Here is a 9,809-nt window from a genome sequence, read left to right as displayed (position 1 = left end):
CTAGAACGATTATTTCTTTCAGTTATTTATATAGCTGGCAGTCGCATATCCATAACCGATAAAAAAACGTCATCGTCTTTATAAAATCTGCAATGACGATCAATAAGAAGCTATAGCAGCCAGAAGTGTCCCGGATACAACACTAACTCGGCTCTGGCGACCGTTTTTGCTGTTGGATCATCCTCTTGTCGCCCCTGCGCGAATCTTTAGAATCCACTCCATCAGCTTTGTCCAACTCTCAAATCTCAACGCTTTCGGGGAATACCACCATGATGAACGCCATGCAGATGCAGATGCCAATGAACGCCAACATGCCAATGATGCCGATGATGGGCATGCCGATGATGATGGCGACCATGACTTGCGACATGATGGACGACGGCATGATGTGCAAAATGATGCCGGCCGCTGGCATGGACATGGCGATGTTCATGAACAGCGCTGAAATGATGCAGATGATGATGAACTGCGGCAACATGAGCATGATGTGCATGTCCCCGTCGGCCATGGCCATGCCGATGATGAACATGATGATGCCAATGCCGATGATGGGCATGCCGATGCCTTCGATGAAGTGCGTGATGGAATGCACCATGATGGCCGACTGCATGATGTGCAAAATCATGCCGATGGCCGGCATGAATATGGACATGATGAAAAACTGCTGCGCCCTGATGATGAAAATGATGAACGACTGCAGCATGCCGATGATGATGAGCTGCAACGGCATGCCGCTGATGTGCTGCACCTGCTGATCCCGGGCCGCACAAAAAAGCCCCCGAGGCCATAAGGCCTCGGGGGCTTTTGCATTCCTGCCAACACCACAAAAATCCCTGTAAAACAGAGACCCCCACTGTGGGAGCGGGCTTGCTCGCGAAAGCGGTGTATCAGTCGACATTGTTTTGCCTGACACACCGCTTTCGCGAGCAAGCCCGCTCCCACAAGAGATTTGGTGTTCAGTCCAGGCGTTCGGGGTAAGTGACGACCAGATAGGCGACGGCTTCGCTGTCCGCCGGGTTGCGATAGCGGTGGGGCTGGTCGGCGTAGAACAGGATCGAGTCGCCGGTGGAGAGCAGGTAGCGTTCATCGTTGACGCTGATTTCCAGCACGCCCTGGGACACCACCAGGTTCTCCTGAACCCCGGGGCCATGACCCTCGCTGACGTCCTCACCCAACGGGCTCAGGCGCAACTCGTAAAACTCCGATTGGCGAGCCACGTCGAACGGAAACAATGCCCGACTGACAAACGCGCCACTGGCACTGACCAGCCGCTTGCTCTGGCTCGCCGACAACACCGCCACCCCTTCAAAGGCCCGATGCTCCAGAAACGCGGCCACCGACACCTTCAAACCCTTGGCGATTTTGCACAGCACTTTGATCGACGGCACACTGCGCCCGGACTCGATCTGCGCCAGCATCGCCCGGCTCACCCCGCACTGGCGGGCGAGGGCATCGAGGGACAGATGCCGCTTGCCGCGCAAGCGTTGCAGGTTCTGCGCGACCCGATCACAGATCGGATCTTCTTCAAGAGATTCCAGGTTATTCAAGTCCACGACGGGTTCGTCGGCGCTCGCCAGAAAGCGCGAGGGTTGCTGCACGTTCACGCGTGACGCGTCTCGGAAGCCTTGGCTGCTTGCACCCACTGAAAGGCCTGCAAGCCGGCGTTGCGTGCGTACATTTCCCACATCGCCCGTGCCCGTTGCTGAGCCTGTTTGCGTTTGCGGTAGCTGGCGAAGTCGATGACGTTGGCAGTCGGATTCATGGGGCACTTCACTGTGGTGATGAATGACGGGATGAAGCGAGAGTAACCAACTATTTTTATAACGATAAATACTGATTTTGTATTTATTAATTCTTTTTGGTTCTTTAAAGGTCGGCGACAGGACCCAAGTGTTGGTGGGGCAACAGGGATTCGGCAGGCTGTGCTCGGGCGATACACGAGGCTGGAACGGGGTTAAGACATAACACGTTGATAAATAAAGGTTTAGTGGCTGGCACGGAGGCTGCAATGGCTGTTTGCAGTCAGCCCTCCGAAGGATAGCCCCATGACCCAGACACTGCCTCAGGCCTTGTTGTCACAAGCCGCGACTCGCGGTTCGGCCATTGCCCTGCGCTATAAACAGTTGGGCATCTGGCAGGTCCGGCGCTGGAGCGAACTGGCGCAGGATGTCAGCCTTCTCGCCGCCGCATTGCAGCAGCACGGGTTCAGCCGTGGTGATGATTTGCTCATTATCAGCCAGGCCCGGGCCGAAGCCTTGCTGCTGGCACTGGCGGCGCAATGGCTGGGTGGCAGCGTCACGTTGCTGGACCCGGACCTCGACCATCGGCAGCGCCTGACAAGGCTGAAACCGGCGTTTGTGTTGGCCGAAACCCTCGACGCGGTGCAGCAGGTTCGCAGTACTGATCATTCACCACTGCTATTGCTGTACCTCGACGGACGCGGCCTGAATGCCGACAGCGATTCCGGGTTGAGCGCGTATGCCGACTTCACGGTTGGCATCACGACAGAGCCCCCGGTGCCGGTCTCTGAGTCAGCGTCCACAGCCTTTATTTTTCATCCGGTGCATGACGGCCAGCCCCTGCGCTTGAGCCACGGGCAGTTGCTGGAGGGCGCGCGCAAGTTGCTGTCCCGCGAGCAACTTGGCGCCGACGAAGAAGCACTGGCGGCCCGGGTCTTCGCGGCCAGCGGTCAGGCGCGTTACCTGCTGACTCCGTGGCTGAGCGCCGGGTTTCGCCTGAATTTCCCGGAAGCCCTGGCCACCCGCGACACCGACCGCCGCGAACTCGGGCCGACGCTGGTACTGGGCACCCGCGAGTCCTATGCGCGTCTTGAACACTGGGCGCGGGAACGCTTGCCGTTGCCGGGCACGCTCAGCCATCGCCTGTATCGCTGGGCAATGCTGGCGAACGCAAACCCCGTGCGGCGCTGGCTCGGCCATTGGCTGATCCGCCGGCCCTTGCTCGACGTGCTGGGCATGAGTCGATTGCGCGTGCCGTTGCTGGTCGGGCCGCCGCTGACCGAAGAAAGCGCCGCATTCTTCGGCGCCTTGGGCATTCGCCCCGGCAACTGGCAGGAACCCGCTGCCCCACGCGAATCCGCCGATGTTCCGGCGCACCTGATTTCCCACTCCGTCTGACGAGCCCCCATGAGCGCAACCACTGAATCCGTTTTACTGCGGCTCGATGACATCTCCCTGTCGTTCAAGGGCGTCAAGGCCATTACCTCCATCAGTTTCGCCGTGAAGACCGGGGAAATTTGCGCGCTGATCGGCCCCAACGGCGCCGGCAAAAGTTCGCTGCTGAACGTGATCAATGGCGTCTACCAGGCCCAGAGCGGCAGCGTCAGCTATGCCGGGCAGACCCGACGCCGCATGCGTCCGCACCAGGCCGCCGAGGGCGGGATTGCCCGGACCTTCCAGAACATCGCGCTGTTTAAAGGCATGAGCGTGCTCGACAACGTGCTGACCGGTCGCAACCTCAAGCGCCGCAGCAGCTGGATCGAACAGATGCTGCGCCTGGGCCGCGCGCCTCGGGAGGATGACGAGCAACGCCGTCACGCCGAAAAAGTCATCGAGTTCCTGCGCATCCATCCCTGGCGTCATGTGCTGGTGGGCAAGTTGCCCTATGGCTTGCAGAAACGCGTGGAGCTGGCTCGGGCCCTGGCTGCCGAGCCGAGGTTGTTGTTGCTCGACGAACCGATGGCCGGCATGAACGCGCAGGAGAAGGGCGAGATGAGCCAGTTCATCCGCGACATCAACCGCGAGTTTGGCACCACCGTCGTGCTGATCGAGCATGACATCGGCGTGGTCATGGGCCTTTCCGATCACGTAGTGGTGCTCGACTACGGCCGCAAAATCGGCGACGGCACCCCTGAACACGTGCGCACCAACCCGGAGGTGATCGCGGCCTACCTGGGCACGCGCCGCTCCCGCGCGGAGGTGCGCTGAACATGGAGTTTTTCTTTGAAGTGCTGATTGGCGGGCTGCTGGCTGGCGTGATGTACGCCTTGGTCGCGATTGGTTTTGTGCTGATTTACAAGGCGTCCGGCGTATTCAACTTTGCCCAGGGCGCGATGGTGCTGTTCGCGGCGCTGACCTTTGTCAGTTTGCTGGAACGCGGCTTGCCGTTCTTCTGGGCCTTCGTCGCGACGCTGGCGAGCATGGTGGTGCTGGCGTTGCTGATCGAAAAAATGGTGCTGCGGCCCTTGGTCAATCGCCCGCCGATCATCCTGTTCATGGCCACGCTCGGGCTGTCCTACATGATCGAAGGTTTGGCGCAGTTTCTGTGGGGCGCGCAGGTCCATGGTTTGGAACTGGGCATCCCGGATGAGCCGCTGGAAATTCGCGGCATGCTGCTGTCGCAGTTCGACCTGTTCGCCGCCGGCACCGCCGCGACGCTGGTGATTGCCTTGTCGCTGCTGTTCAACAAGACCCGGGTGGGCTTGTCCTTGCGCGCGGTCGCTGATGATCCGCTGGCGTCCCTGGCCGTGGGCATTCGTCTGCCACGGATCTGGGCGCTGGTGTGGGCGGTGGCGGGGTTTGTCGGGCTGGTGGCGGGGCTGTTGTGGGGCGCGCGTCTGGGGGTGCAGTTCTCGTTGTCGCTGGTGGTGCTCAAGGCATTGCCGGTGCTGATCATCGGCGGTTTCTCGTCGATTGGTGGCGCGATTGTCGGCGGTTTGATCATCGGCGCGGCGGAAAAAATCGCCGAAATCTACCTCGGGCCGATCATCGGCAGCGGCATCGAAAACTGGGTGCCTTACGTCCTCGCCTTGCTGTTCTTGCTGGTGCGACCTGCCGGTTTGTTCGGCGAGCGCGCCATCGAGCGGGTCTGACATTTTTCAAGGAATGCTTTCATGCTCTATCAAGAAGCCGGACAACTGAACAGCAGCTACGCCGCCGAGCGCCGGACCTTTCGTTTGCGTCAGGACCGCGTGGCGCTGTGGCTGCTCTTGGGTTTTGCTTTTATCGCGGTGCCTTGGCTCGGTAATGACTATTGGTTCAGCGCGATTCTGGTGCCACTGCTGGTGCTGTCCCTGGCGGGGCTCGGTCTGAACCTGCTGACCGGTTACGCCGGGCAGCTCTCCCTGGGCTCGGCGGCGTTCATGGCGGTGGGTGCGTTTGCCGCCTACAACCTGCAACTGCGCGTGCCCGGTTTGCCGCTGCTGGTGAGCTTCGCCCTCGGGGGCGTGATCGCTGCGTTGGTGGCGGTGCTGTTCGGTTTGCCGAGCCTGCGGATCAAGGGTTTTTACCTGTTGGTAGCGACCCTGGCCGCGCAGTTTGTCGTGGAATGGGTGCTGACCCGCTTCAGTTGGTTCACCAACGACAACGCCTCCGGGGTCATAACTTCGCCGCCGCTGCTGATCGCCGGTCTGGATTTCAGTTCGCCCAAGGGCCGCTATCTGCTGACCCTGACGGTGGTGGTCGCGCTGTTCTGGCTCGGCAAAAACCTGGTGCGCAGCGAGTTGGGCCGCAACTGGATGGCGGTGCGTGACATGGACACCGCCGCAGCGGTTATCGGCATCCGTTTGTTCAAGGCCAAGCTGCTGGCCTTTGCGATTAGCGGGTTCTACCTCGGGGTGGCCGGGTCGCTGTGGGCGTTCGCCTATCTGGGCACCGTGGAACCCCACGGCTTCGACTTGAGCCGCTCATTCCAGGTCTTGTTCATCATCATTATCGGTGGCCTCGGCAGTGTGCTCGGCAACGTCCTTGGTGCTGCATTCATCGTTCTATTTCCGATTCTGTTGGCCAATGTCTGCGGGTTACTGCCCACGGGGCTGATCGATTCCGGTCAGTTGGAAAACATCCAGAAAATGCTCTTTGGCGGGCTGATCATCGCCTTCCTGATCAAGGAACCCGAAGGCCTGGCCCGACTGTGGCAGCGCTTTCGCCAACGGGCCAGGGTCTGGCCGCTGCGCTACTGATTGCCTTTATCTCCGACAAAAACACCATTACGAGGAACTGCCTTCATGACTCACCGCAAAACGCTGCATCGCCTGGCATTGGGCCTGGCTTTACTGACCGCCGGGCTCAGTGCCGGCGCGCAGGCTGCCAACGAACAGTATTTTCCGTTGCAAAGCTATCGGGTCGGGCCTTACGCCGCTGGCGGCACCGGATTCTTCGGCGGCTTCATCGATTATCTGCAATACGTCAATGCCAAGGGCGGGGTGAACGGGGTCAAGTTGACCTGGAGCGAATGCGAAACCGAGTACGTGGTGGAGAAGGGTGTTGAATGCTACGAGCGCCTCAAGGGTGGCTTGAACGGTGCGCCGGCCGCCGCCACCAACCCGTTGTCGGTGGGCATCGCCTACGCGACCCTCGATCGCTCGACGGCCGACAAACTGCCGCTGATCACCATCAACCACGGCCGCACGGACTCCACCGACGGCAGCGTTTTCCCCTACGTGTTCCCGCTGCAGCTCAACCCGTATTCGGAAGTTTCGGCGATCATCAACTACATCGGCCAACGTGAAGGCGGAGCGGACAAACTCAAAGGCAAGAAAATCGCCGTGCTCTACCACGGCTCGCCGTATGGCAAGGAAACCAACGGCGTGCTGGAAACCCTGGCGAAGAACGCCGGTTTCGAACTGACCCTGCTGGAAGTGCCGCACCCCGGCAACGAGCAACAATCGCAATGGCTGAACATCCGTCGCCTCAAACCGGACTGGGTGATCCTGCGCGGCTGGGGCGTGATGAATCCGGTGGCACTGAAGTCGGCGCAAAAAGTCGGTTACCCGGCGGATCACATCATCGGCAATATCTGGAGCAACTCGGAAGAAGACGTGGTGCCGGCCGGCGCGGCGGCCAAGGGTTTTATCTCGATTACCACGCACCCGTCGGGCACCGATTTCCCGGTGCTGCAAGGCATCAAGCAAAGCGTGGTGGACGCCGGCAACGGCAACCTGGCCGACCCGAAACGCTTCGGCACCGTGTATTACAACCTCGGCGTGGTGAACGGCATTCTCAACGTCGAAGCCGTGCGCCTGGCCCAGGAAAAGTACGGCAACAAACCGCTGACCGGTGAGCAGGTGCGCTGGGGTTTCGAGCACTTGAACCTCGACGATGCGCGGTTGCAGGCACTGGGCGCCAAAGGGCTGGTGCAGCCGTTGAAACTGTCTTGCGCCGATCATGAAGGTGGCGGTGCGGTGCGCTTCCAGCAGTGGGACGGCCAGCGCTGGAACCTGATCAGCGATTGGGTCCAGGCCGACCGCGCGCTGTTGCGGCCGATCATCGAAGCTTCCGCCGCCCAATACGCGAAGGAAAAAGGCATCACCCCGCGCAATTGCAGTCAGGAGCAATAAGGTCCGATGAGCCAGAGCCCGATAGCCGACCCGCTGCTGAGCGTGGAGCAGGTCGAAGTGTTTTACGAACAGTCGATTCTCGCCCTGCGCGGCGTTTCGTTGCAGGTTGGCCAAGGGCAAATGGTTGCGTTGCTCGGGGCCAACGGTGCCGGTAAAAGCACCACGCTCAAGGCGATTTCCAGCCTGGTGCGGGCCGAACGCGGTGAAGTGACCCAGGGCCGGATTGTCTACCAAGGGCAAGCGATTACCGAAGCCGATCCTGCCAGCCTGGTGCTGGCGGGGCTGGCTCAGGTGCTCGAAGGCCGGCACTGCTTCACGCACCTGAGCGTTGAGCAAAACCTGTTGATCGGCGGCTTTGCCGGGCGGCCGTCGCGCAAGGTCCTGAGTCAGCGGCTGGAGCGCATCTACGGCTACTTCCCGAGGTTGCGCCTGCAGCGCAAACGCCTGACGGGCTACACCTCCGGTGGCGAGCAGCAAATGGTCGCCATTGGCCGTGCGCTGATGTCCGAGCCGCGTCTGTTATTGCTCGATGAACCTTCGATGGGGTTGGCGCCCCAGGTGGTGGAGGAGATTTTCGAGATCCTCGCCCGGCTTAATCGCGAGGAAGGCCTGAGCCTGTTGGTGGCGGAGCAAAACATCAACATCGCGCTGGATTACGCGCAGTACGCGTTTGTGCTGGAAAACGGCCGGGTGGTGGATGAAGGTTCGGCGGCCGAGTTGGCCGCGCGGGAGGACTTGCATACTTACTACCTCGGCGCAGCGGGGTAGGCTGGCTCCTACAGATCAAACCCGATCCCCTGTAGGAGCAAAGCTTGCTCGCGAAGGCGTCTGGCTTGACACACCGCGTCATCGTTCATCGCGAGCAAGCTTTGCTCCTACGGTCAGGGCGTCAGGTCTGGCGAATCGCGTCATCGTTCATCGGGGCATCGCTTCATGCTGCTTGCGATACGCCCCTGGCTGCACGCCCACCGCTTTGGCAAATGCGCGGGTAAACGCAGCAATCGATTGATACCCCACTGCCGCGCAGACTTGCTCGACGGTGTGGTTGGTCTTGAGTAACTGGCATGCATGGCGAACCCGCAGCGCCAGCAGCACCTGGCCCGGCGACTGACCGGCCAATTCGCTGAAGCGCTTGAAGAACGCCGAGCGCGAAAGCCCGGTGCACGCCGCCATGTTTTCCAGCGACCACGGCTGTTGCGGCTGCTCGATCAACTGATCCAGCAGCGGCGCGAACGCCGGGTGCCGAGCCAATGCCATCAGGCCGCCGAGGTTCTGGTTGTCGGCCACTTGTTGGCGCAGCACATAGAGAAACAGCAAATGACTCAGGCGTTCGAGTAAGGCCGAGGAGGGCGCTGGCAGTCGCTGGCATTCTTCAAGGATTAGCTCGAACAAGGCCCGCGCGGCGCTGAGTGACGGATCGCCTGCGCGCAGGATGATCCAGTCCGGCAAGCCCTCGATGATCAACGACGACAACCCGGACTTGAAGTGGAAGAAGCCGCAGACCAGCCCGACGCCGTCCTGGGCCTGGCTGTCGAGCGCTGTCATGGCCATGCGCGGCAAGCGCCGGGCGTCGTCGGCCTGTTCGGCACTGGACAATCGATAGTTCAAATCCTTGAGCAGAAACACCGCGTCCCCGGCATTTAAACGCTGGGCCTGCGCCTGGCCGTCGATGTGCAGCCAGCAATGACCTTGCACCACCAAATGAAAACTGGCCCGCGCCAAGCCGTGGGTGCTGGCGTGCCAGCCGCCGCAATAACGGCCGACATGGAACAGGCTGGCCTGCAATTCGAGGCTTTCTAATAACCAATCAACCAGGGGGCTGGACGAAATCATCTAATGGAAACACTCAGAAGCAAGTAATCGCTACTTTAGAATATGGATTGCAATTCTTATAACAAACAGACTGGCCGAACACCTCAACAACGGGAGTCCGACCATGTCACGCGTCACGCTACACACCCTGCAAAGCGCCCCGCAAGCGGCTAAACCGTTCTTGGAAAACGCCCAGAAGACCTCCGGGTTTATCCCGAACCTGTTGGCGGTGCTGGCCAATGCCCCGGCGGCGCTGGAAACCTACGTTACGGTATCGGCGCTCAATGGCAAGGCTGAACTGAGCCTGGCCGAGCGCGAGGTGGTGCAACTGGTTGCCGCCACCACCCACGGTTGCGATTTCTGCGTGGCCGGCCATACGGCGGTGGCCCTGAACAAAGCGAAATTGCCGGATGACGTGGTCAGCGCGTTGCGTGAACAAGGCACCGTGCCTGAGGCCAAACTCGAAACCCTGGCGGCGTTTGCCCGTGAAGTGATCGCCACGCGCGGCAAGGTCAGCGAGCAGACATTCAGTGATTTCAAAGCCGCCGGTTACACCGAGGGCAATGCGCTGGAGGTGATCCTCGGTGTCAGCCTGGCGACCTTGTGCAACTTTGCTAACGTCTTTGCCGGGACACCGCTCAATCCTGAGTTGGCCAAGTATCGCTGGCAGTCGGGTCAATGATTCAAAGGAGAAAAACAC

11 protein-coding genes are annotated in these 9,809 nt (G+C 60.5%); 7 read left to right on the top strand and 4 right to left on the bottom strand.

Features of this window, described 5'->3' with window-relative positions; genetic code table 11:
• Positions 1-238: 238 nt before the first annotated feature.
• The 3 genes from V5E99_RS27225 to V5E99_RS27215 all read right to left on the bottom strand — a co-directional run bounded on the left by V5E99_RS27225 (position 239) and on the right by V5E99_RS27215 (position 1,762).
• A complete protein-coding gene (locus V5E99_RS27225) occupies positions 239-748 on the bottom strand; it encodes a hypothetical protein (protein ID WP_499805401.1) in 510 nt (169 codons plus the stop codon).
• A 208-nt stretch (positions 749-956) separates the two neighbouring features.
• The gene (locus V5E99_RS27220; protein ID WP_499805400.1) at positions 957-1,604 is read right to left on the bottom strand and encodes a helix-turn-helix domain-containing protein; all 648 of its coding nucleotides are present in this window, start codon (positions 1,602-1,604) and stop codon (positions 957-959) included.
• Entirely contained in the window at positions 1,601-1,762 is a 162-nt protein-coding gene (locus tag V5E99_RS27215) for a hypothetical protein (protein ID WP_403018647.1), read from the bottom strand. Before V5E99_RS27215 ends, V5E99_RS27220 begins: the two co-directional genes overlap by 4 nt.
• Before the next feature lie 283 nt (positions 1,763-2,045).
• On the opposite strand from V5E99_RS27215, the gene V5E99_RS27210 reads away from it, so the two are divergent.
• The 6 genes from V5E99_RS27210 to V5E99_RS27185 are packed head-to-tail and all read left to right on the top strand — an operon-like array spanning position 2,046 to position 8,065.
• A complete protein-coding gene (locus tag V5E99_RS27210; RefSeq protein ID WP_499805399.1) occupies positions 2,046-3,137 on the top strand; it encodes an AMP-binding protein in 1,092 nt (363 codons plus the stop codon).
• Between the two features lie 9 nt (positions 3,138-3,146).
• Entirely contained in the window at positions 3,147-3,947 is an 801-nt protein-coding gene (locus V5E99_RS27205; protein WP_499805398.1) for an ABC transporter ATP-binding protein, read from the top strand.
• 2 nt (positions 3,948-3,949) lie between these two features.
• Positions 3,950-4,831, top strand: a complete 882-nt coding sequence (locus V5E99_RS27200) for a branched-chain amino acid ABC transporter permease (RefSeq protein WP_054050750.1) — start codon at positions 3,950-3,952, stop codon at positions 4,829-4,831.
• A gap of 21 nt (positions 4,832-4,852) precedes the next feature.
• Positions 4,853-5,920, top strand: coding sequence for a branched-chain amino acid ABC transporter permease (locus V5E99_RS27195; RefSeq protein WP_499805397.1), 1,068 nt, complete (start codon positions 4,853-4,855; stop codon positions 5,918-5,920).
• Positions 5,921-5,965: 45 nt separating this feature from the next.
• A complete protein-coding gene (locus V5E99_RS27190) occupies positions 5,966-7,297 on the top strand; it encodes an ABC transporter substrate-binding protein (RefSeq protein ID WP_499805396.1) in 1,332 nt (443 codons plus the stop codon).
• A gap of 6 nt (positions 7,298-7,303) precedes the next feature.
• A complete protein-coding gene (locus tag V5E99_RS27185) occupies positions 7,304-8,065 on the top strand; it encodes an ABC transporter ATP-binding protein (RefSeq protein ID WP_499805394.1) in 762 nt (253 codons plus the stop codon).
• A gap of 147 nt (positions 8,066-8,212) precedes the next feature.
• Here V5E99_RS27185 and V5E99_RS27180 read toward each other — a convergent pair whose 3' ends face one another.
• On the bottom strand, positions 8,213-9,130 hold the full coding sequence (locus V5E99_RS27180; RefSeq protein ID WP_499805393.1) for a cupin domain-containing protein: 918 nt from the start codon (positions 9,128-9,130) through the stop codon (positions 8,213-8,215).
• Positions 9,131-9,233: 103 nt separating this feature from the next.
• Between V5E99_RS27180 and V5E99_RS27175 the strand changes: the two genes are divergently transcribed.
• On the top strand, positions 9,234-9,791 hold the full coding sequence (locus V5E99_RS27175; protein WP_499805392.1) for a carboxymuconolactone decarboxylase family protein: 558 nt from the start codon (positions 9,234-9,236) through the stop codon (positions 9,789-9,791).
• The last annotated feature ends 18 nt before the right edge of the window (positions 9,792-9,809 follow it).

The sequence above is a fragment of the Janthinobacterium sp. LPB2021202312-11-4 genome (assembly GCF_037049705.1).
Classification (GTDB): domain Bacteria; phylum Pseudomonadota; class Gammaproteobacteria; order Pseudomonadales; family Pseudomonadaceae; genus Aquipseudomonas.
Note: the sequence above shows the minus strand (reverse complement) of the source record. Positions and strands in the feature narration are given on the sequence as shown.